This window comes from Viridibacillus sp. FSL E2-0187 (assembly GCF_038006425.1).
GTDB classification, from domain to species: Bacteria; Bacillota; Bacilli; order Bacillales_A; family Planococcaceae; genus Viridibacillus; species Viridibacillus arvi.
This window is the reverse complement of record NZ_JBBOVG010000001.1, coordinates 298,714-321,670: the sequence shown is the minus strand read 5'-3', so window position 1 is coordinate 321,670 and position 22,957 is coordinate 298,714. Positions and strand designations below refer to the sequence as shown.

The 22,957-nt window shown below is 36.9% G+C and carries 25 protein-coding genes and 1 tRNA gene; 3 read left to right on the top strand and 23 right to left on the bottom strand.

Annotation, left to right across the window (positions count from 1 at the left end; all coding sequences use genetic code 11):
- Window positions 1-49: 49 nt before the first annotated feature.
- The 6 genes from gap to MHH85_RS01465 all read right to left on the bottom strand — a co-directional run bounded on the left by gap (window position 50) and on the right by MHH85_RS01465 (window position 5,287).
- Window positions 50-1,057, bottom strand: coding sequence for a type I glyceraldehyde-3-phosphate dehydrogenase (gene gap, locus MHH85_RS01490; RefSeq protein ID WP_193740891.1), 1,008 nt, complete (start codon window positions 1,055-1,057; stop codon window positions 50-52).
- A gap of 23 nt (window positions 1,058-1,080) precedes the next feature.
- Window positions 1,081-2,109 (bottom strand): sugar-binding transcriptional regulator, encoded by a 1,029-nt coding sequence (locus MHH85_RS01485; RefSeq protein ID WP_340705741.1) that lies wholly within the window; start codon window positions 2,107-2,109, stop codon window positions 1,081-1,083.
- 169 nt (window positions 2,110-2,278) lie between these two features.
- Window positions 2,279-2,521, bottom strand: coding sequence for a glutaredoxin family protein (locus MHH85_RS01480; protein WP_340705740.1), 243 nt, complete (start codon window positions 2,519-2,521; stop codon window positions 2,279-2,281).
- Between the two features lie 12 nt (window positions 2,522-2,533).
- A complete protein-coding gene (rpoN, locus tag MHH85_RS01475) occupies window positions 2,534-3,808 on the bottom strand; it encodes an RNA polymerase factor sigma-54 (RefSeq protein WP_340705739.1) in 1,275 nt (424 codons plus the stop codon).
- 103 nt (window positions 3,809-3,911) lie between these two features.
- Window positions 3,912-4,709 (bottom strand): TPM domain-containing protein, encoded by a 798-nt coding sequence (locus tag MHH85_RS01470; protein WP_340705738.1) that lies wholly within the window; start codon window positions 4,707-4,709, stop codon window positions 3,912-3,914.
- Window positions 4,706-5,287 (bottom strand): LemA family protein, encoded by a 582-nt coding sequence (locus MHH85_RS01465; protein WP_193740896.1) that lies wholly within the window; start codon window positions 5,285-5,287, stop codon window positions 4,706-4,708. The genes MHH85_RS01470 and MHH85_RS01465 overlap by 4 nt, the downstream gene beginning before the upstream one ends.
- A gap of 173 nt (window positions 5,288-5,460) precedes the next feature.
- Here MHH85_RS01465 and MHH85_RS01460 point away from each other — a divergent pair, with 173 nt between their 5' ends.
- Window positions 5,461-6,081, top strand: a complete 621-nt coding sequence (locus MHH85_RS01460; RefSeq protein ID WP_445684099.1) for a spore coat protein — start codon at window positions 5,461-5,463, stop codon at window positions 6,079-6,081.
- Window positions 6,082-6,134: 53 nt separating this feature from the next.
- Here MHH85_RS01460 and MHH85_RS01455 read toward each other — a convergent pair whose 3' ends face one another.
- A complete protein-coding gene (locus MHH85_RS01455; RefSeq protein ID WP_340705737.1) occupies window positions 6,135-7,682 on the bottom strand; it encodes a DHA2 family efflux MFS transporter permease subunit in 1,548 nt (515 codons plus the stop codon).
- A gap of 169 nt (window positions 7,683-7,851) precedes the next feature.
- Between MHH85_RS01455 and MHH85_RS01450 the strand changes: the two genes are divergently transcribed.
- Window positions 7,852-8,760 carry a TetR/AcrR family transcriptional regulator gene (locus MHH85_RS01450; protein WP_193740898.1) on the top strand — a complete coding sequence of 303 codons (909 nt, stop codon included), beginning with the start codon at window positions 7,852-7,854 and terminating at the stop codon, window positions 8,758-8,760.
- A 166-nt stretch (window positions 8,761-8,926) separates the two neighbouring features.
- Here MHH85_RS01450 and MHH85_RS01445 read toward each other — a convergent pair.
- Window positions 8,927-8,998 (bottom strand) — tRNA-Arg (locus MHH85_RS01445).
- Window positions 8,999-9,174: 176 nt separating this feature from the next.
- Here MHH85_RS01445 and clpP point away from each other — a divergent pair.
- The gene (gene clpP, locus MHH85_RS01440; RefSeq protein ID WP_038188848.1) at window positions 9,175-9,765 is read left to right on the top strand and encodes an ATP-dependent Clp endopeptidase proteolytic subunit ClpP; all 591 of its coding nucleotides are present in this window, start codon (window positions 9,175-9,177) and stop codon (window positions 9,763-9,765) included.
- A 59-nt stretch (window positions 9,766-9,824) separates the two neighbouring features.
- Here the strand turns inward: clpP and MHH85_RS01435 are convergent, their stop codons facing one another.
- The 15 genes from MHH85_RS01435 to MHH85_RS01365 all read right to left on the bottom strand — a co-directional run bounded on the left by MHH85_RS01435 (window position 9,825) and on the right by MHH85_RS01365 (window position 22,863).
- Window positions 9,825-10,082, bottom strand: coding sequence for an HPr family phosphocarrier protein (locus MHH85_RS01435; RefSeq protein ID WP_053418700.1), 258 nt, complete (start codon window positions 10,080-10,082; stop codon window positions 9,825-9,827).
- A 57-nt stretch (window positions 10,083-10,139) separates the two neighbouring features.
- On the bottom strand, window positions 10,140-11,087 hold the full coding sequence (gene whiA / locus MHH85_RS01430) for a DNA-binding protein WhiA (RefSeq protein WP_193740899.1): 948 nt from the start codon (window positions 11,085-11,087) through the stop codon (window positions 10,140-10,142).
- A 43-nt stretch (window positions 11,088-11,130) separates the two neighbouring features.
- Window positions 11,131-12,111 carry a gluconeogenesis factor YvcK family protein gene (locus MHH85_RS01425; protein WP_340705736.1) on the bottom strand — a complete coding sequence of 327 codons (981 nt, stop codon included), beginning with the start codon at window positions 12,109-12,111 and terminating at the stop codon, window positions 11,131-11,133.
- A 4-nt stretch (window positions 12,112-12,115) separates the two neighbouring features.
- On the bottom strand, window positions 12,116-13,000 hold the full coding sequence (gene rapZ, locus MHH85_RS01420) for an RNase adapter RapZ (RefSeq protein ID WP_193740901.1): 885 nt from the start codon (window positions 12,998-13,000) through the stop codon (window positions 12,116-12,118).
- Window positions 12,993-13,475, bottom strand: coding sequence for an NUDIX domain-containing protein (locus MHH85_RS01415; RefSeq protein WP_053418704.1), 483 nt, complete (start codon window positions 13,473-13,475; stop codon window positions 12,993-12,995). Before MHH85_RS01415 ends, rapZ begins: the two co-directional genes overlap by 8 nt.
- A gap of 295 nt (window positions 13,476-13,770) precedes the next feature.
- Window positions 13,771-14,715 carry a thioredoxin-disulfide reductase gene (trxB, locus tag MHH85_RS01410; protein WP_193741067.1) on the bottom strand — a complete coding sequence of 315 codons (945 nt, stop codon included), beginning with the start codon at window positions 14,713-14,715 and terminating at the stop codon, window positions 13,771-13,773.
- A gap of 102 nt (window positions 14,716-14,817) precedes the next feature.
- Window positions 14,818-16,344 (bottom strand): tetratricopeptide repeat protein, encoded by a 1,527-nt coding sequence (locus MHH85_RS01405; protein WP_193740902.1) that lies wholly within the window; start codon window positions 16,342-16,344, stop codon window positions 14,818-14,820.
- Window positions 16,345-16,418: 74 nt separating this feature from the next.
- Complete coding sequence (gene hisIE / locus MHH85_RS01400; RefSeq protein ID WP_340705735.1) at window positions 16,419-17,039, bottom strand: bifunctional phosphoribosyl-AMP cyclohydrolase/phosphoribosyl-ATP diphosphatase HisIE; 621 nt, start codon at window positions 17,037-17,039, stop codon at window positions 16,419-16,421.
- Window positions 17,036-17,794, bottom strand: coding sequence for an imidazole glycerol phosphate synthase subunit HisF (hisF, locus tag MHH85_RS01395; RefSeq protein ID WP_340705734.1), 759 nt, complete (start codon window positions 17,792-17,794; stop codon window positions 17,036-17,038). The genes hisIE and hisF overlap by 4 nt, the downstream gene beginning before the upstream one ends.
- A complete protein-coding gene (gene hisA / locus MHH85_RS01390) occupies window positions 17,794-18,531 on the bottom strand; it encodes a 1-(5-phosphoribosyl)-5-[(5-phosphoribosylamino)methylideneamino]imidazole-4-carboxamide isomerase (protein WP_340705733.1) in 738 nt (245 codons plus the stop codon). The genes hisF and hisA overlap by 1 nt, the downstream gene beginning before the upstream one ends.
- The gene (hisH, locus tag MHH85_RS01385) at window positions 18,531-19,181 is read right to left on the bottom strand and encodes an imidazole glycerol phosphate synthase subunit HisH (protein WP_340705732.1); all 651 of its coding nucleotides are present in this window, start codon (window positions 19,179-19,181) and stop codon (window positions 18,531-18,533) included. The genes hisA and hisH overlap by 1 nt, the downstream gene beginning before the upstream one ends.
- Window positions 19,178-19,828 carry an imidazoleglycerol-phosphate dehydratase HisB gene (hisB, locus tag MHH85_RS01380; RefSeq protein WP_340705731.1) on the bottom strand — a complete coding sequence of 217 codons (651 nt, stop codon included), beginning with the start codon at window positions 19,826-19,828 and terminating at the stop codon, window positions 19,178-19,180. Before hisB ends, hisH begins: the two co-directional genes overlap by 4 nt.
- Window positions 19,767-21,062, bottom strand: a complete 1,296-nt coding sequence (gene hisD / locus MHH85_RS01375) for a histidinol dehydrogenase (protein WP_340705730.1) — start codon at window positions 21,060-21,062, stop codon at window positions 19,767-19,769. The genes hisB and hisD overlap by 62 nt, the downstream gene beginning before the upstream one ends.
- Before the next feature lie 15 nt (window positions 21,063-21,077).
- Window positions 21,078-21,701, bottom strand: coding sequence for an ATP phosphoribosyltransferase (hisG, locus tag MHH85_RS01370; protein ID WP_340705729.1), 624 nt, complete (start codon window positions 21,699-21,701; stop codon window positions 21,078-21,080).
- On the bottom strand, window positions 21,694-22,863 hold the full coding sequence (locus MHH85_RS01365; protein WP_340705728.1) for an ATP phosphoribosyltransferase regulatory subunit: 1,170 nt from the start codon (window positions 22,861-22,863) through the stop codon (window positions 21,694-21,696). The genes hisG and MHH85_RS01365 overlap by 8 nt, the downstream gene beginning before the upstream one ends.
- Window positions 22,864-22,957: the final 94 nt, after the last annotated feature.

The following is a 22,957-nucleotide window of genomic DNA, read 5'->3' as shown; positions in this document are numbered from 1 at the left end:
CCCTAATACATTATAAACTCTCGGGTTCATAAAGGCTACGGTTTTTCTATTACAAACCTTGATCGTACATGTAAAGAGCTAAGTCGATACAACGAGAAGAATATCCTGACTCATTATCGTACCAAGAAAGTACTTTAACAAGGTTATCTTCAAGGACCATTGTTGATAGGCTATCAATTGTAGATGATGCTTTATTACCATTATAATCAATTGAAACTAGTGGTAAATCTGTGAAATTCAAAATACCTTTTAGTTCGTTTTCTGAAGCTTCTTTTAGTACAGCATTGATTTCTTCTACTGTTACTGATTTATCTAATTCAGCTACTAAGTCTACTAAAGAAACATTAGGAGTTGGTACACGTACTGCCATACCGTCCAATTTGCCTTTTAAGTTAGGTAAAACTTTTGCAACTGCCACTGCAGCACCTGTTGTTGTTGGAATCATTGATTCACCAGCTGCACGTGCACGACGATAATCAGAATGAGGTAAGTCTAAAATGCGTTGGTCATTTGTATATGAGTGGATTGTAGTCATCATTCCACGTTTAATGCCAAATTTCTCATCTAATACTTTTGCTAATGGTGCTAAGCAGTTTGTAGTACAAGATGCATTTGAAACAACGTTATGCTCTGAAGCATTGTATTCTTTATGGTTTACACCCATAACAAATGTAGGCATATTACCTTTACCTGGTGCAGAAACGATAACTTTTTTAGCACCTGCTTCAAGGTGTTTACTTGCTAATTCTGTTTTAACAAAATGTCCTGTAGATTCGATAACAATATCGACTCCAAGTTCTTTCCAAGGTAAAACTGCTGGATCTTTTTCAGCATAAACACGTACTCTCTTACCATTAACAATTAGGTATTCGCCTTCAGAAGATACTTCTGCATCTAAAATACCGTGTACGGAATCATATTTTAACAAATGAGCTAACATTGCTGCATCTGTTAAATCGTTTACTGCTACTACCTCAATATTCTCGTGCTGTACTGCATTTCGAAATACTAATCGTCCAATACGTCCAAATCCGTTAATCGCTAATTTTAAAGTCATGTTCTATTCCTCCATTTGTTTAATTACTTAAGTAATTGAATCATTTCTTCTGCTGCTGCTAGATCCGTTATAAGGATAGTTTGCTCAGCAGGATTTTTAATATACGAAAGAATTGCCTTAGCCTTCGAAGTTCCTCCCGCTACAGCTAAAATAGACGGGCATTTATGAACTTGTTCCAGCTGGATACCAACAGTACGAATTCTATGTACTGCGTTACCCGTTTCATCAAAATAATAACCAAAAGCTTCACCGACTGCTCCAAAACTTTGTAATGCTTTTAAATCTTCAGGTGATGAGTGTCTGCGAACAGCCATCTCCTCTGCAGAACCGATACCATGTATGACAATATCAGTCTGTTCATATAAATCGATCATTTCTCTCACAATAGGTTCTTGCATCATTGTAGTATAAGCATTTTCACTTAAATATTCCGGTAAATATAACGTGCGATAAGTACCGCCTGTTTTACTTGCAAATACGGATGCAATGGTATTTGCTTGTAGCTGCATTTCTTCACCGATGCCGCCCCGAGCTGCTATAAACTGTAGTTGTGAAAATTTATTCGATGGAGTTAAACTTTCAGCAATTGCACTGACAGTACTTCCACCAGTGACAGCTACGGTTTTCTTACCATTCGCTAAACGTTCTAGCTCATTTGCAGCTTCCGTCCCCATTAAAGTTTTGACAGAAGGTTCAACATCATTATTGCCAGGTACAATGATTACTTTTTGAATTTTGAATTGTCTTGTGAGTATAGTTTCTAATGATGATATTCCTGACCATTCATGCACGAGAGATTTTAGTTTACTGAGTACATGATGCCCACTATCCGAAATACTCATACCTAAACGACTTGTAAATATTAATCCTTGCTCGTTTAACAAATCAGTTTCCTTACGTACTTCACGCTCAGTTACTGATAATTGCTCAGCTAATGCTCTACGGCCAATCGGACCCATCATCTGAATCGTTTGAAGAAGTCGATATCTGATTTGAAGGATGTCTGACATTTCGGGTAGTAATTTTAATTGTGCCTCCGATAATGTATACATATTATTACGTCCTCCATCAGTGGTGGGTTATTTTCTATCCCACTGGTTATAATTTTGTCCCACATGGGGTAAAAAAATTTATTTCATGCCCATAGTATACAATTGCAGTTCAAAATTCGCAACTAAAAAGTGAATTATAAATTATTTTTTTTAAGAAAAAAGAGGGGAGCTACCCCTCGTCAATAGCTAATCCCTCTAATAAAGTCACATAATCAAGTAATCCATATTGAACAATTTCTCCGTTCTTTTCAACCACCGGAATCATTAACATAAATTTCTCATGTAGCGCATCATCTGTTTCAATATTAATTTCTTCTATTGTAAATGCAACATCTTCTTGTACTATCTTTAATAGTTCTATCCCTTCTTCACAAAGCCCACAACCCGGACGACTATAATATTTAATGTTCATCTACTCACCTCATTACTCAAACCTTTTTCGTTTCGTCGAAGCAAGTATACCCAATTGCTCCCGGTACTTCGCTATGACACGTCTTGATAATACCAAACCTTGCTGCTCGAGCAAACTTTTTATTGTTTGATCCGATAATGGCTTTGTTTTATCTTCAGCTTGAATTAATTGTTGTAACTGTGTTTTGACACGATCTACAGAAACATCTTCGTCCTTAATCATCGTTGACCGTTGTGAAAAGAATCTACGTAATGGTAATGTACCCAATGCAGTATGAATATATTTTTCTTTAATTGTCCTACTAATCGTCGACTCATGTAACTCTAACTTTGTAGCTAATTCTGTCATTGTGTATGGAACAATGGCGTCATATCCTTTTGAAAAAAATACTGATTGCTTTTTAACGATTTCTTGAATGACGAGACGCAGAGTTTCTTTTCTTTGTAATAATTGTTTATCTATAACACGTACCTGTTCCTTCATCCCATTAATATAAGCAAGTGATTCTTGATCTCCTTGGATTTGCTTAACATACTCTTCATCTAACTCTACAGAAGGAAATGCTTCTTTTGTATATCTAATTAACAATTTACCATTTTCCATAAAAACGTCTGCTTCTGAAATTATATATTCTGTTTTAGGTGTTCTTAAATAATCTATAGGTGATGGATTCAACGTACCAATTGCATCCGCAGCTTGTTGAATTTGTTTTAAAGAATAATTGGAAACACGCCCTAACTCCTGCCACCTTTTCTCAATAAATAATGTGTAGTAACTAGATAAAATATTGCAAACTACTTCATCCATTTGCCCTTTTTCTGCTTGTAATAATAAACATTGTGACATTGAGCATGCGCCAATGCCAGTTGGTTCACACTGTAATATGTATTGTCTAGCTTGTTTTATAGTCGTAATATTTAGACCAAGCCATTTAGAATATTCTTCATCTGTACTAGTTAAGAAGCCAAAATCATCAAAATCATTAATTAACCAGTTGATAGCTTTTTTACATTCAGGAGATAAGGATTCGTTTAATAACTGATCCATAATAGAACTTTGAATTGAATCTGATTCTGCTGATGCCGTCCATTCAACCCAATCTTTAGCCTGCTGATTCTTTGATGATTTTATTTTTATTTTTAAAAAGGGATTTTCCACTTGTTTTTCTTGTAGAAAAGCGTGCAGTTCTTCAGAAGAATATTGCAGTAAATCTAGTGATTGCCGCATTTCCTGCGTTAATGCTAGCTTTTGTATTTGCGTTTGCGTTTGCTCAAAGCGAAATGACATTTCTTCACACCCCCAACTCAATTATAAAGTTTATGCGATGACCATGCCAATCGAAAACTCAAATATAAAAAATGGTTCCGCATGTTTTGCGAAACCACCTCATCTACCATTTACGCCCTGCTCCTCCACCAGCTGATGAACCTCCACCACCGTTGAATCCTCCAAAACTTCTGCCACTAGTTCTACCAGGACCACCGGAATTAAAGCTCCCCCAGCCACCATAATCATACATACGTCTTCGGCGACCTCGTGAACCACCAGATCCACCTCCACCTTTTGAAAAAATACTATATATGATCAAAAAAAGGATAACGATGATAACAATCGTTATTGGCGATAAGCCTTCTTCTTCAGGTTTTACAGGATTATCTACTGTCCCATCCCAGTTATATTCCTCTGCAACGATATTATATATCAGTTTATATGCAGAACTAAAGGCTGCGTCATAATTTCCGGCTTTTAAATTCGGTACCATATATTCATCTAAAATCCGTCCGATTTTAGCATCAGGTAATGCGCCTTCCAGACCTTGACCAACAGTAATATGTAAATCCCGATCACCTTCAGCGTCACCAAAACTTGCTAAAATAAGCACGCCATTATTTTTTTCTTCGCTACCAATTCCCCATGAACGCACGATTTTTGTACCGTAAGATGCTGCATCCAAACCATCTAAAGTATCTACCGTTAGAATATAAATTTGCGCACCGGTTGCAAGCTCTAGATTTTTGGAAAGCTCATTCAATTCTTCTTTTGTGTCTTTTGATACAACATTTGCGAAATCCTGCACGTAACCTTCTTGCTCAGGTTTGGGTAAAGTTGCGGCTTGAGTCGTTGCAGAAGTTATAAAAAAGAACACCCCAGTAAATAATACACCTAGTACAAGAGTGATTTTTTTCATTTTGAATCATTTCCGCCAAAATCTACTGCGGGAGCATCATTGGCATTAGGATTAGCTTTAAAATATTCTTTTTTCTCAAAATTGAACATTCCTGCAATAAGGTTCCCTGGAAATGCTCTTCTTAATTTATTATAACTATTTACTTCTTCATTATAATCCTCACGCGCGACAGCAATACGATTTTCCGTTCCAGAAAGTTCATCCATCAGTTGACGGAAATTTGCATCTGCTTTTAAATCAGGATACTTTTCTACAACAACTAATAATCGATTTAACGCACCAGTTAATTGATCATTTGCTATCGCTTGATCTTGTGGTGTATTCGCCCCAGCTAATTTCGATCGAGATTCAGCGATGTCCGTCATAATCTCCTTTTCATGATTTGCATATCCTTTAACTGTATTAACTAAATTAGGTATTAAATCCAATCGTCTTTGTAATTGATTTTCAATTTGAGCATACTTCGAATCCACTTGCTCATCCGCATTCACTAACTTGTTATAGCGCGGTACAATCATCATTGCTAAAACACCTATAATTACGACTATTATTATTAAGGGTGTGACCAACTTTTTCAAATGAATGACCTCCTCATTTTTTAATTATTCTTCCCTTACTTCGTTATGAAAAAACATACGACTTATTATACGCTTCAAACATTTGGAAGTTTCATTTTTACCGTATAATGCTTTGCATTAACTCCATACTACGATTGCGGTAAAAACGCTATTTCATTAAGGAGGCCAAACAATTGACTAATAACCAATTTGGACAAACTGAATCCGGTGATATGTATAAACCACAGTCGGCGATGATGAACCATGGTGGCCATGAAGTTTTAGATATGCACGAAACATTATCTGAAACAGTTGCTATGCTTAATCACGCCGTACTTTTGCGTCCACACGTACAAGACCCAGAATTACTGGATATTTTAGACCGCCAGTACAACTTCAGCCTAGATGAGTACAATATTACAGTGGAGGCATTTAGAGGAGGACGTGATCCATCACATCCGACAGGTAGCTATAAGATGAAGCTTAACCATGATTTTATCTACGGGTTAGAACCATCTCAACCAAAAAAGCCAATGTCCAATGCTTCTGAGCTGAATGACGAAATGATTTCAGGTTACTTACTAGGCGGGCATAAACAACTCGCTTCATGTAAGGCAACAACTGCCCTCGAAACAACTAACCCAGTCACAAGACGTGTGCTAGCCGATTCAATACCGAACTGTATCGAAATGGCTTACGAATTATCTCTGTATCAAAACAAACATAAATATTATCAAGTTCCACAATTAGACGGAAAAGATATGCAAGAGTTATTGAATGCTTTTGCCCCCGCTCCAAATACCCGCCTACAATAATAAAAAAGCCCAATTATGACTTTACGTCATAACTGGGCTTTTTCTTTTGTTAATTATGCTTTAACTTCTTCTTTTTGTTCTTGAGTTTGAGTGTTTTCAGTTGGATTCATTGATTTTCCATCAACCTTAACACGTTTAACGAATAGTGCTAATATAAACGCAACTATCGTAATACACATCGCTACAAAGAATGAGAAATTAATACCATCAATCAACGCTTGTTGACCAACTTGAGCTTTCATTTGAGCAATTTCTGTAGCACTTGGTACATTACCCGATTGCGCAGCTGAAGCCATTTTTTCTTTCATTTCTAAACCTATCTCTTTTGCACGAGTTGCTGTATGCTTTGTCATAATTGTGATTAATACAGCTGAACCAATCGCGCCAGAAACTTGTTGTAGCGTATTATTCATGGCAGTACCATGTGGATTCATCTTCATTGGTAATTGGTTTAAACCATTTGTCATAATCGGCATCATAACCATAGACATACCGAACATACGAATTGTATATGCAAACATTAAGTAACCATAGCTCGTATCAGCAGTTAATTTTGTTAACTCGTAAGTTGCAATCGTAGTAATTGTTAACCCAGTAAGAGCTAATGCTTTAGGTCCAAATTTATCAAATAACTTACCTGTAATTGGTGACATAATACCCATTACAAGTGCACCTGGTAGCATTAATAATCCGGCATCTAAAGGCGAAATACCACGAACTGTTTGCACATAAATTGGTGTAATAATCATACCCGAGAACATTGCCATAGAAACAACGATTGAAATCGCTGAAGATAGCGCAAACATCGGGTGTTTGTAGATTCTAACATCTAGTAAAGGTTGTTCTAAGAATAGCTGTCTAATAACAAATGCAGCAACACCTAAGACACCGACAATAATTGTACCGTAAACGATTGGACTATCCCAACCTTTATCTCCAGCTGAACTGAAGCCATAAAGTAAAGAACCAAATCCAATTGTAGACAAGATTAATGAAAAGACATCTAGACTTACTTTTCTTGTTTCCATTACATTGCCTAGTTTAAAGATTGCTAGCAATAATACAAGAATTGCGAAAGGCAAGATGATTTCAAATAACATACGCCAATCATAGTGCTCTACAATCCATCCTGATAATGTTGGTCCGATAGCTGGAGCAGAAATCATTACTAGACCGAAGATACCCATAACAGACCCACGTTTTTCAATTGGGAAACTTGTTAACATAACGTTCATTAATAATGGTCCTAATACCGCTGCACCCGCTGCTTGGATCATACGAGCTGCAATAAGTACCCAGAACTCTGGAGCGAATATAGCTAACGCTGTACCTATAGAAAACAACGTCATTGATGTAATAAATAAATGACGGTTTTTAAATCGAGTGATAAAGAAAGCACTTGCTGGAACTAGAATACCTCCGACAAGCATATAACCTGTTGATAACCATTGAACTTGAGAAGCCGCTACATCAAACTCCTTCATTATCGTTGGTAATGCCACATTTAATAATGTGTTGTTAAGAAAAGAAACAAAAGCACCTATAAACAAGATTACTATCATTGCGTAAGGTGGCTTTTTCTGTAATGCGTTACTATTCATATATTATCCTCTACTTTCATTATATTTCGTATATAGAAGTTTACTTGATTTATTTTATACTCATGGTACAACTTTTTCAACTAAAAAATTTCACCTTTTTATAATCATTGATATTAAAGCGTTTCCAAGTTAGAATGATAGTACACTAATTGAAAATACAGGTGAATTTATGAACAATCGTAAACGTCAAGTTATCGTTGCCTCTCAAAAGCTCTTCGTCGAAAAAGGGTTTCAAAATACTTCCATCCAAGACATTCTAGATGAATCGCATATTTCTAAAGGCACTTTTTATAATTATTTTGCTTCAAAAAACGAATGCTTAATCGCCATAATAGCAAAGGGTCGCGAGGAAGCCGATGTTCGCAAGCACGAGATGCTTATAGGACAGGATCCAAAAGATAAAAACATTTTAGCTAAGCAAATTGCTGTATTGATGCAAATAAACCGTGATCAAAATTTAATCCCTATCTTTGAATCGATTTTCCATTCAGGTGACCCAGAACTTAAAGAAGTAGTAATGCGATTTCATCTAAACGAATTAAATTGGCTCGCAAAACGAATTGTCGATATTTATGGAGAAGAATCAAAGCCACACTGTTATGATGCTGCCATCCTAACTTTCGGTATGATACAACACATGCTTCATATTTGGAAAATTACTCGTGAAGATTCTCTAGACCCAGTACTGATTGTAAAATATGTCATTCAACAGCTAGACGCCATTTTACCTGCTCAAATTGAGAAAGGTGAGCATTTCCTAGGCTGCGATTTAGCAAAGTACTTACATGAGAATTTCAAACATAAATATGTAACGAAAGAATATTTAGTTGAACAACTAAATGGATTTTTAGAAGGTCTTATCGAAGATGATTTACAAGCCGGTAAAGAATATACAACCTGCCTTATTAAATCATTACAGGAAGAAACCATCCCATACTATATAATTGAAGCAATTGTTTCACCCTTTAACACTAGCTTTAAAGGTACTAAACATGCTGCAGAAGCCCAAGAAATTGCTAATCTTTTATGGCTATTTATAAAACAAAATAACAACCTAGACATATTAAATAGTAATTAGTTAAACACAAAAAGTCGCTTTCCAATATAAAAGCGACTTTTAATTTCTATATTACAGTTTATTATTCTATTGATTTGGGCATATTATCATTACAGGAGCCCATCATACAAAAACATCTAGGTCGCTATTTAAATAACGACCTAGATGTTTGAAGTGCAGTTATATACGCCCTCGGAGGGAATCGAACCCCCAGCCTAAGAACCGGAATCTTATGTGTTATCCATTACACTACGAGGGCAATTCATCAATTGCGACTTTTCTATTATACAAAGGAAACCAAAACAATTCAACCATAGGAATTTTGATTCGAATCATTTGACCTTCCTTGACCATAATGTGTATGATAAAGATACAATAGAAGCAAATTGCTTTTATACAGGAAAATTGAATTTACCTTTTGAGGAGGATATTCTTATGAACTTAATCCCTACAGTTATTGAACAAACAAACCGCGGTGAACGTGCTTATGACATTTACTCACGCTTATTGAAAGACCGTATTATTATGTTAGGTAGCGCTATCGATGACAACGTTGCAAACGCTATTGTTGCTCAACTTTTATTCCTAGAAGCTGAAGACCCAGAGAAAGATATCTCTATATACATTAACAGCCCTGGTGGTAGCATTACAGCTGGTATGGCAATCTATGATACTATGCAATTCATCAAACCAAATGTACAAACAATTTGTATCGGTATGGCTGCATCTATGGGTGCCTTCTTACTTGCTGCTGGTGAAAAAGGCAAACGCTTTGCATTACCGAATGCTGAAGTTATGATTCACCAACCACTTGGTGGTGCACAAGGTCAAGCGACTGAAATTGAAATTGCTGCAAAACGCATTTTATTCCTTCGTGAAAAACTAAACAGTATTTTATCTGAACGTACAGGTCAACCAATCGAAGTTATAGCAAAAGACACAGATCGTGATAACTTCATGACAGCTGAGCGTGCAAAAGAATATGGTTTAATCGATCAAATTTTTGAACGTAACGAAATTAAATAAATATCTAAAAAACCGCTATTCTCGTATGATGAGAATAGCGGTTTTTATATTTTATTCATTTAATCCTCAGATTGAATTAGTTTTACTAGGCCTTCTAATGCAAGTGCTTCATCAGCACCATCTGCAGTTAAAATAACTGTAGACCCTTTTGCAACAGCCAAACTCATAATACCCATAATACTTTTAGCATTTACTTTTTTATTATCTTTTGTTAAAAATACATCCGCAGAGTAGCGATTTGCTTCTTGTACGAACAAAGCTGCCTGTCTTGCTTGTAATCCTGATTTAAGTTTTACTTCTACTTGTTGTTCTGCCATTCGTTTTACTCCTCCTATAATTACTTACATATTCATTATTCGTGCATCTTCATTTCATTAAAGCTTAACGGCTTCGCCTCTACGCAATGATTCAGCAATATCATCAATTTTACGTAGGCGATGATTGACACCTGATTTACTAACAGTACCGGCTGATACCATTTCACCAAGTTCTTTTAAAGTCACTTCTTGATATTCTACACGTAATCGCGCAATCTCTCTAAGCTTCTCAGGTAGTTGATCAATTCCAATACTATGATCGATATATCGGATATTTTCTACTTGACGAACAGCTGCTCCAATCGTTTTGTTTAAATTGGCCGTTTCACAGTTCACAAGTCGATTCACGCTATTTCTCATATCACGTACAATACGCACATCTTCAAATTTCATCATGGCTTGATGTGCACCTACTAAACTTAAAAAGTCTGAAATTTTTTCAGCTTCTTTTAAGTATGTGACAAATCCTTTTTTTCTTTCGATTGTTTTAGCATTTAAATCAAAATTATTCATTAAATCGGCCAATGCCTCACCATGCTCTTTATATAACGAATAAACTTCTAAATGATACGCAGAAGTTTCCGGATTATTGACAGAGCCACCAGCTAAAAATGCGCCTCTCAAATATGAACGCTTACTACTTGTTGTATCGACTAAAGCTTCTGAAATTGTATGATTGAACAAAAAGTTCCCAGACACAATTTCTAAATCCTCTAAAATTTCTTTTGATCCTTCTCTCACACGGCAGATATAAACATTATTCTTCTTTAAACGCATTTTCTTTCGCACAAGAAGCTCGACTCTATAACTATAGAACCTCTTCATCACTGTATAGATTCTTCGTGCGATTGCTGCATTTTCAGTTTGAATATCAAGACTAAGTTGACGGTTTGCAAATGACAGAGAGCCATTCATTCTGATGAGGGCAGATAATTCTGCTTTTAAGCCTGTATCGCCTGCTTCAACTTGCGTTAATTCTTTTTTTGTTTCTGAAGCAAATGACATATTAATCCCCCTCTCTATCATAATTTATATAAAATAACGGATTTTATATCATTTTTATGTCACTGTTAAAAGAATGAGCATACTCTACTAACCATTCAGCAACCTTTGAGGCTTCATGACGCACAACGCCATCATGAGTAGTAGCAATTTCTTTTTTCACTACTTGAATACCCATTTTTTCTAATACTCCAACATCAAAAAAAACCGGCTCTGCTTCTTCTTCTTTATAAGCCGCTCTTACAGATGCTGGTACCTCTTCTCTATTAATTAATATAGTTTCTATAAAAGGTTGCCCTACATGATCATATAATGCTTTTACATGGTCTGATGCTGCAAAGTTTTGTGTTTCTCCTGCTTGCGTCATGAGATTGCATATATACACTTTCTTCCCTTTAGCACTAATAATGGCCTGTTGAATATCATCTACTAACAGATTCGGTAAAATACTCGTATATAAACTTCCAGGTCCTATAATAATAATATCCGCTTTCTTGATCGCACTTACAGATTCTGGTAGCGGTTTCACATCCTCAGGCGATAAAAAAATTCTTTTGATGCCTGTATTGAATGTTGGAATTTTAGATTCACCTTTAACAATTGTACCATCAATTAGCTCAGCAAAAAGGGTAATTCTTTGATTTGCTGCTGGTAATACTTTTCCGTGCACATTTAAGACACGACTCATTTCTCGAATTGCATGCGAGAAATCGCCAGTAATTTCAGTTAGAGCGGTTAACATCAAGTTGCCTAAAGAATGACCCTTTAAATCTTCAGATGCTGAAAATCGATATTGGAACATTTCTTCTACCAGAGGTTCGACTTCAGATAGTGCAGCGATGACATTTCGTACATCACCTGGTGGCGGTATTTCATAGTCATCTCTTAATCTCCCCGAGCTTCCTCCATCATCCGCTACCGTCACAATGGCAGTTATATCAATCGGGAACTTTTTCAACCCTCGTAAAAGAGTTGATAATCCAGTTCCTCCACCGAGAATGACGATACGAGTATTTCGTTTCCCCATAGAATTAGCCCTTTCTTTTCGCAATATCGCGATGCGTAATTACCGTTGGCACATCTTTATTCAAATAATCACCAAAATATTCGGCTAATGTAACAGAGCGATGCTGACCCCCCGTGCAACCAAATGCAATAATGAGTTGTGTTTTACCCTCTTTTTTATAAAGAGGCACCATAAATTCAAATAAATCCGTTAGTTTTTTTATTAATGTCTGTGCTTCATCATATTTTAGAACATATGATGATACGTCCTTCTCTAATCCTGTTTTAGGACGTAAACTCTCCACATAATAAGGATTCGGTAAGAAACGTACATCAAATACTAAGTCTGCGTCAATTGGAAGGCCATGCTTAAAGCCGAATGACATAACATTGACTGTAAACCTTCTAGAATTTACACCTGAAAATTGCGCAATTATTCGTTCGCGTAACTCTCGAGGTTTCATACTTGATGTATTATATATAAATTGTGCTTTTTGTTTCACTTCAGCAAGTAATTCTCTTTCATGATGGATCCCTTCTAGCGGCAAACCACCAGCAGGAGCAAGTGGGTGTGAGCGGCGGGTTTCTTTATAACGTCTCACCAGAGTTTCATTATCTGCATCTAAGAACAAAATTTTTGTTGCAACTAAATCTTGTTTCTCGATTTGCTCTAATGCATCAATTAATGATGAAAAGAAATCACCACCGCGCAAATCCATCACAGCTGCAATACGAGAAAATTCTTTTTTTGACTCTTTCATTAGAGTTAAGAAAGTTGGTAGTAATGCAGGTGGTAAATTATCGATGCAGTAAAAACCTAAGTCTTCAAAACTTTGGATTACGACCGTTTTTCCTGCGCCAGACATCCCTGTAATAATGATCAATTCGTTAACCGGTTGAGTGCTAGGCATTGATGCCATCTCCTTCAGTTGAAATTTGAATTGTTTCATTTAATAGTTCAAAATCTTCTGTATAAGTAAAAGTACCATATTGCATGCCTTTTTCGTTTACAGCAAACAATAAATTAGTACGATCTCCTTCAGCCATAGGTAAATGGTGCAAGCTTTCAATTGGATGCCATTCCAGGACACCTTCAACTGTATCTTCATAAGGTGTACCTTCTAAGCCATCTGCTACAAATGTAAAGAGCATCCACTCATTTACAATATCTTGATCATTTTTTATCACCATTGTATATATACCTTTTAAATGCGGGTTTAAAGGGATTGTCCCCGTTTCTTCCCTGAATTCCCGGTTAGCAGCTGTAAAAATAGACTCCCCACTCTCTATTTTACCACCCGGCGCAACATACCAGCCTCGTCGTGGTTTTTTTAGTAAAAGAACTTTGTTATCTTTTCTAACAATCAAATTTGCTATTCTCTGCACACACGACACTCCAAATCATTGTAAACTTATAATCATTATTATACATTGTTACACCATTAGCGTACAAAAATATGTACGAAAGGACAGTGATTTCACGTGTTTTCACTATTCTAGTCCTTTTCCAAGAAACTATATAACCTCTATATAAAAAAAGAGGCTGCTTCTAACGGCAAATTACCGCGAAACAGCCTTACCAATATATCTATCTTAATAGGGGGTTATTGCACTTACAACTATACCTTTATTATATTGCAAATGAGTTACAGCTATGTTAAGAAGACGTTAAAATCAGCAATTAATTACTAATTTTTTCTTTTAACATTTCAACATAGTGTTGAACTGCTTGAGCTGCGATACTACCATCACCAGTTGCCGTTACGATTTGTCTTAACGTTTTTTCTCGTACGTCACCAGCAGCGAAGATACCTGGAATAGATGTTTCCATTTCTTCATTTGTTGGGATATAACCAGCTTCATTTAAGATACCTAGACCTTCAAATGGTTTTGTTAATGGTAACATACCGATATAAACGAATACACCATCAGCAGCAAATTCTTGTTCTGTACCATCAACCGTAGAAACAAGTGTTACACTACCTACTTTTCCATTTTCTTCGTTCACTTGTTTAACAGTGTTATTCCAAATGAAATCAATTTTATCGTTAGCAAATGCACGATCTTGAATGATTTTTTGAGCACGTAGTTTATCACGACGGTGAACGATAGTTACTTTTTCCGCAAAGCGAGTTAAGTAAATTCCTTCTTCAACAGCAGAGTCCCCTCCACCAACAACAACTAGGTTTTTATTTTTGAAGAATGCCCCGTCACAAACTGCACAATAACTTACGCCACGCCCACCAAGTTCTTTTTCACCAGGTACGCCCATTTTTTTGTATTCAGCACCAGTTGTAATAATGATGGCACGTGTTTTAAATTCTTTAGAGCCTGCTTTAATTGTTTTAAATTCTTCGCCATCGATTATTTCAGTAACATCGCCATAAGCGTATTCAGCACCGAATTTTTTCGCGTGGTCAAACATTTTAGTTGATAATTCAGGTCCTAAAATAGAATCGAATCCTGGATAGTTTTCAACTTCTTCTGTATTAGCCATTTGTCCGCCTGGAATACCGCGTTCTAACATTAATGTAGATAGGTTTCCACGTGAAGTATAAACTGCAGCAGTCATTCCTGCTGGACCTGCACCGATAATAACTACATCATAAATTTTCTCTTCTGACATAACTGTTCCTCCTAGATCTGTATAAAGCATTTCATTATATTCAATATCCATGGTAGAGGATAACTGGTGTACGTTCAATATTTCTGCTTACTGTTTCGACATTTAAGCATCGAATCCAGGTAAAAAATGTATTAATTCGTTCACATATTTCGTTAAAGTAGTTGTTGTAACCCCATAGGCTTCTGCAACTGACTTTTTAGTAACACTTTTCGTACGTGAGGATTTATACATATAATCCGCTGCTGCTACAAGTGCCTTTGGATTCTTGAATTGATAATTTTCATCTAACGCTCTTTCGCATAATACGAACCACATTTGAAATAGAAATGTGGTAGGCATTGAGATAGGCATTGATTGCATATATAAAATATCTGAAGCTTCCATCGCTCTTAAAAAAGGTAAAATACTTTTATCCTGTGCATCAAATTCATGCTCAAGTGCATATGCTAGAAATAGCTTTTCCATCGAAGAATATTCATCAACATCTATCCAACCTGGATGTGCAATAATTTCCTGCTTGTGAATTGTTTTACCTAATAAAAACAGACCAAATAATCGATCACTACGGTATTTACTTTCAAGTTTTTCAACGATAAATTCACGATTTTGCTCAATAGCATTTGGGTTTGTCACACGGCTTTCATGTGCCCATGGTTCAAAGCCATCTTTATCAGGATCGATTTCAAGTAGTTTTTTCCAAGCACTTTTCCCAACAGCTTTTCTACCTGAGAAATAAGCTGCATGGGATAGCCAAAAGTAAAATCCAGGATCGCCTTCAAATCCACGTTTTTGCAAACTACGTAGCCATTTATAAGCTTCTTCATAACGACCAACGAGAGCTAATGTAGCCCCTAATTTATAACGATGGTCAAACGAGTATGGTTGGATTTTTACTAATAACTCAAGTAGCTCTTCCAATTCTTCTTTGTTTTTTTCGTAGTAAGCCATGACCGTTAAATTACAAAGGGCATGTAAATTACCAAAATTCCCTTTTAGCACTTGATGCAATAACGCTCTTGCTTGCTCAGCTTCTCCTAGATAAAAATAAGCAAGAGATAGATTATTATAGGCTGCCCAGAAATCTGGGTTATCTTGAATAATCTCTTCAAATTGCTCAATAGCTTCTTTAAAATTTCCCTCTTCCATCATACGGCGAGCTTTTTCTTGTAAATACACAGCTTCTGAATCTTGCGGTTCATCAGATGTTGGTTGCTCTTTCATTTGCTCAGAAAAATCAATAATTTCAAGCGCTTCTTCCGCATAAACACCTTGTTGATCTAACTCTAGATAAAGCTTTGCATATTTTCCCGCTTCATCTGACATGCCTAGATGAGCAGAAACTTCAGCTAAAAACAATACTATTTCCGGTTCATCAGGATCAATAGAATGGGCTTTTCTCAATAGCTCTAAAGCATGATCATGCTGTTCAAGCTCCATTTTAATGACACCATATTGCATAAGTATAAGTGAATCTTCAGGGCTAAGTTCTGCTGCTCTTTGTAAGTATTTATGCGCCTTTTCAAACTGCTCTCGATCTAACGCTTGTAATGCTTTATTATAATAAAAATCCCCATTTGGAATAAAAGATACGACATTTTCTCGCGGTTTTAGTTTACGTTTTTTCTCCAAAAAAATTCCTCCGAAAAAAATAAGGCACGTATAGAAACGTCCCTTATACTCTAGTATCCTTCATTATATCATATTTAATGTTGCTCATGGCGCTTTTGAAGCACCCCTAAAACATCAAATACATCCAACTTTTGTTCTTGTAATAGTACCAATAAGTGATAAATTAAATCTGCTGTTTCCCATTTCAACTCTTCGGCATCGCGGTTTTTTGAAGCTATAACAACCTCTGTTGCTTCCTCGCCGACTTTTTTACAAATTTTATCGATTCCTTCATTAAATAGATAAGTTGTATATGCACCCTCTGGCATTTCCTTTTCGCGGTTTTGAATAACACTACGAAGCTCAGTAATAATATCTAAAGAACCCACATTATCTGATTTCTCTTTTATGGTCTCTGTAAAGCAACTTGTCGTACCATTATGACACGCAGGTCCTGTTGGTAAAACCTCAACAACTAGTGCGTCTTTGTCGCAGTCAGCACGAATTGCTATCACATTTTGTGTGTTACCACTTGTGGCCCCTTTATGCCAAAGTTCTTGACGAGAACGGCTATAAAACCACGTTTGACCTGTCGCTAATGTTTTTTCTAAAGATTCTTTGTTCATGTATGCAACGGTTAATACTTCTTTCGTTTGCGCATCTTGTACTACTGTAGTAATCAAACCTTTTTCGTCAAATTGAAGATTTTCTATCATCTCACGAACACTCCCTTTTGTCGCAATTTATTTTTCACTTCTGCGACACTTGTTTCTTTATAGTGAAATATAGAAGCCGCTAGTGCAGCATCAGCATCTACATGTTGTAAAACATCATAAAAGTGATCAGCGTTTCCAGCCCCACCACTCGCAATAATTGGTACATTGACAGCTTCACGGATTGCTTTTGTTAACGGTAAATCAAAGCCGCTTTTCTCTCCATCTTGATCCATACTTGTGACTAATAATTCTCCTGCTCCAAGCCGTACTGCTTCTTTCGCCCAAGCCACTGCTTGCCAATCTGTTTTATTGCGCCCACCGTGCGTATATACCATCCAAGTACCGTCTTCTTCACTCCACTTAGCATCGATTGCCACAACGATACATTGTGCTCCAAAGTAATCAGAACCTTCTTTAATAAGTTCTGGACGTTGCAAAGCAGAAGAATTTACCGATACTTTATCTGCACCAGCACGGAGTAATCGTTTCATATCCTCAAGAGTTCGAATGCCGCCTCCAACAGTAAAAGGAATCGCTAAAGTAGAAGCTGTTTGTCGCACGACATCAACCATCGTTTCACGACCTTCATGCGTAGCTGAAATATCTAAAAAAACAAGCTCATCTGCCCCTTGTTCATTATAAAATTTAGCAAGCTCTACTGGATCACCAGCATCTCGTAATGAGACGAATTGAACGCCTTTTACAACGCGTCCTTCCTTCACATCAAGACATGGAATAATTCGTTTCGTAAGCATTATTCCGCCTCCTTAAGTGCCTCTGGTAATGTAAATCGACCTGCATAAAGGGCTTTCCCAATAATCACACCTGCAACTGATGAGTTTTGTGCAGCTTCTTTTACTTGCTGAATATCTCCAAGTGAACTAATACCACCGGATACAATAATCTCGGCATTTGTTGCCTCAGCTAATTTCACGTTCGCTGGAATATTCGGACCAGCTAAAGTACCATCTGTTGCAATATCAGTGAAAACAAAATATTTTGCGCCTGCCTTAGCAAAATATTTCCCGACTTCAATAGCAGACTTATTAGATGTCTCCAGCCAACCATGTGTCGCTACCATACCGTCCTTTGCATCTAGTCCAATTACTATGCGTTCTGCACCAAACTCTTCTATAAAGCTTGCAACAAGCTCCGGTTCACGAATGGCTAGACTGCCAATAATCACACGATGAACCCCATTTTCGAGATAGAAGCGTACATCCTCCTCAGTACGAATACCCCCACCTATTTGCACTTTTACCGGTAATTCTTTTGCTACGCGTAAAACTTCAGCTGCATGTGTACGTTCACCATCTTTAGCACCATCTAAATCGACCATATGTATAAAGCTTGCACCTGCTTCTGCAAAGCTTTTTGCCATTTCAAAAGGAGAGTCTGCGTACACAGTTTCTTGTGCGTAATCGCCTTTAAATAAGCGCACGCATTTACCACCTCTCATATCGATTGCTGGGAAAACTTGAATTGAACTCATTACACTACAACTCCTTTTTTTACACCATCTAACCACTGTTTCAATAATAGAACACCGAATTCACTTGATTTTTCAGGGTGAAATTGCATACCTGTAATAGACCCTTTTTGTACAATACCTGGCACTTGTTCATTGCCATAATGAGCAAAAGCAACTAATTCCGCTTGATCTATATTAGTTGCGAAGTATGAATGAACAAAATAAACGAAATGATCACCTGTCATTTCATTTTTTTGTAACCATTCTGGATGTTGAGCAAATTGTAGTTCGTTCCACCCCATATGTGGTACTCGATAGGCAACACCAGCATCATTAATCCCAGCAAATCGCTCAATTTTCCCGTTGAAAATACCTAGCCCTTTTCCACAGCCATTCTCTGAGCTTTCTTGAAATAATAATTGCATACCTAAACAAATACCCAGTAAGGGTTTATTGCTTTTTTCTACTTCATTTATTAATAAATCTAAATTCGTTTCTTGTAGTCGTTTCATAGCATCTTTAAAAGCACCGACCCCAGGTAAAATAAGAGCATCTGTTGCAAATAGCTCTTCTTTGTCTGCAGATACTAAAACTTCAAATCCTAGACGTTTAATAGCCTGTTCAACGCTAAATAAATTCCCCATACCATAATCGATTATGCCGATTTTCATGTTAGCAGCCCCTTAGTTGAAGGTACACCTTTCACACGTGGATCAATCGATACCGCATCATCAATCGCTCTAGCCAACGCTTTAAAGATTGCTTCGATAATATGATGAGCATTGTGCCCATAAGGGACAATGACATGAACATTCATACGAGCTTCTAATGCAAATTTCCATAAAAATTCATGCACTAACTCCGTATCAAATGTACCCACTTTGTCTGTTGGGATATCTACTCGGAATTCTAAGTGTGGACGATTTGAACAATCAATAACAACTTGTGCTAATGCATCATCCATTGGCACAAATGCGTTACCGTAGCGCTTAATACCTTTTTTATCACCTAACGCCTCTTTAATTGCTTGACCTAACACAATCCCTAAATCTTCTGTTGTATGGTGATCATCAATATATGTATCACCATTTGCAGTAATAGATCCGTCAAATAAACCATGTTTCATAAATAGATCTAACATATGGTCCATAAAAGGAACACCCGTTGAAATAGTAGACTTCCCTTCACCATCTAAATTAATTTCTACAGCAATCTGAGTTTCATTTGTTTTTCGTTCGATTTTGGCAAAACGCTTTTTAGTTGCTTCCACTTGATTCGTCTCCTTTTTCCCACCCTCTAGACTCCACTGCTCTAGCATGAGCTTCTAATCCTTCTAATCTGGCAAGTCTAGCTATTTTCGGCGAATTTTGTGCCCAAGTTTCTTTTGTATAATAAACAACGCTTGTTTTTTTTATAAAGTCATCAACATTCAAGCCACTAGCAAAACGCGCTGTACTATTTGTTGGTAACACGTGATTTGTACCTGCAAAATAATCTCCTACTGGTTCTGAACTATAACGCCCGATAAATATAGCGCCCGCATTACGAATTTGCTCAGCAATAGCTTCCGCATTGTCCGTAACAATTTCTAAATGCTCTGGTGCTAATTGATTGATTGCTTGCACTGCTTCAGCGAGCGTTTCAGCTATATAAATACTGCCAAAGTTTTCGATTGCCTTACGTGCAATTGCTTCTCGCGGTAATAATGTTAGTTGATTTTCAACTTCCTCCGCTACTTCTTCAGCTAGTCTTTCACTCGTTGTAACTAAAATCGCACATGCCATAGGGTCATGCTCGGCTTGAGATAATAAGTCTGCTGCAATCTCATCTGCATATGCATTCTCATCTGCAATAATAGCAATTTCGCTTGGTCCAGCAATCATATCAATGGCTACTTCACCAAACACTTCACGTTTTGCTAATGCAACAAAAATATTACCTGGTCCTGTAATTTTATCAACTGCTTGAATAGACTCTGTACCGTAAGCAAGAGCACCAATTGCCTGTGCACCTCCCATTTTATAAATCTCAGTAATCCCTAATATGGATGCAGCAGTTAAAACAGCTGCTGGTAGCTTACCGTCTTTTCCTGGAGGTGATACTAAAACGATGCGCTCAACACCAGCTACTTGTGCTGGAATAACATTCATTAAAACAGATGATGGGTAAGCAGCTGAACCTCCTGGAACATAAAGACCAACAGCCGCTAATGCTGTAATACGTTGCCCTAGCCAAGAATCATTTTCAAGATTTAGTCGATAACCTTGGCGCTTTTGTTTGTCATGATATGCGCGTATATTCAATGCAGCTTCTTTTAAATCTTCTATTAACTGCGCATCCATACTGCTAACTGCTTCGGATATTTCTTCTGGTGACACACGCAATTCATTAAGAAAAACACCGTCCCATTTTGCACCATACCTTTTGACAGCAGCATCACCATTTTGACGAACATTGGCAAGTACTTCTCTAACTGTTTGTAATTGCTCCTCGTTGCCGCTCTCCAATGGGCGTTGTAAGGATATATTATTTGTTAAGTCTTGAATCTTCATCGTTTAAACCTTCTCTCATTTCACACATTTTTTTAAACGTTTTACGAGATCTTGAATACGCTCACTCTTCATACGATAGCTTACCGGGTTAGCGATTAATCGAGATGATACATCTGTAATATGCTCATATTCAACTAGCCCATTTACTTTTAATGTTTGACCAGTTGAAACAATATCCACAATACGGTCAGCAAGTCCTATCATTGGAGCTAATTCAATCGAACCGTTCAGTCCAATTATTTCAACTTGTTCTCCTTTTTCACGGTAATAGTGAGAGGCAACTGTTGGATATTTCGTCGCAATACGTGGTGCAATATCATCTAACTTTGTATTTGGTAATCCAGCAGAAGCGATATAACATTTACTAATTTTCAAATCGAGTAATTCATGTACCGCTCTTCCTTGTTCTAGCAGAACATCTTTTCCTGCTATACCAATATCAGCTACACCGTGTTCAACATATGTAGGTACGTCCATTGGTTTTGCTAGGATGAAGCGAATTTTTTCAGATGGAATTTCAATCATTAATTTACGTGATATTTCAACATCTTCTGGCAGGTCAAAACCTGCTTGAATGAGCATTTCATACGCTTCTTCGAAAATGCGCCCTTTAGGCATTGCGATTGTCAATTCAGTCATGTTCGATTCCTCCTTGCCCGATACGTACAACTTTTGAAAAGAGTTGCTCAAACACTGCTATATTCTCTAAACCTTCAATCGATTGCAATGTGGTGCGTTTGCCTTCTTTACGAAGGGCAGCTGCCTTTGCTACTGCTAACGGGAACTCATTCTCTGCAAATAATACGAGCACCTCTTCTTGATCCTTTTGAAGTGAAGGCATGACTTCCAACAATTGATCAACACGTAATCCAAAACCAATTGCTCCAACCTGTGATCCAAATTCATCCAGTAATCCATCGTAGCGGCCTCCATTGCCTAATGGGAAACCTGCTCCTGTTGCAAATACTTCAAATAGCATGCCAGTGTAGTAATTCATATGACTCGCTAATGTGAAATCAAAATAAATGTACTTTTCTACTTCGGAAATAGCTAAAATCTTTTGCAATCTTTCCATATATATAAAATCATCTTTTTCTATTAAATATTTATCAATTTGGTTAATGTTATTTAAATCTGTCGCTTCTTCAATAAAAGTTAATAATGTTTGTTTGTTTTTCTGAGGCAGCTCAAAAAGCTTAACCGCTTCTTCAAAACCTACAATATTCTTTTCCACAAGCAATTTATATAATTCTTTGAATTGCTCTTCTGTTCTGACATTTTGAGATAAAATGGCATTTAGAATCCCAACATTTCCGATTGTTAACTTAAATTGTTTTACTTCTAATGCCTTTAAAAGTTCAATTACAGTCAATAAACTTTCAGCATCCGCATAAACAGAAGAATCTCCAATAATTTCAACACCCATTTGTTCAAATTCTGCTGGGCGTCCACCTTCTGTTTCTTGAGCGCGGAATACATTCGCAAAATAAGCTAAACGTAGTGGGATCTTTTCTTTTAATAACTTCGATGAAGCTACACGTGCGATTGGTGTTGTCATATCTGGACGAAGTACTAATGTATTTCCTTGACTATCTACTAGCTTAAATAAAGAAGACTCAACAATTGCAGAGGCTTTACCAACTGTATCGTAATATTCAAGCGTTGGTGTTTTTATAAAGTCAAAGCCTCTCATTTGTAGAAAATCTCTACCGGTCTGTCTAACAACTTCTTTTTTTTCAAAAATCTTTGGAAACGTATCGCGCATTCCAAGTGGCTTTTCAAACTTTCGAATCGGTGACATAGTGACACTTCCTAATCTATTTACTTTAGTTCACTAGAGTGATAGAGTGATGATGTATGAAAGTATTTTATCTCAATTCTTACATGCCGTCAAT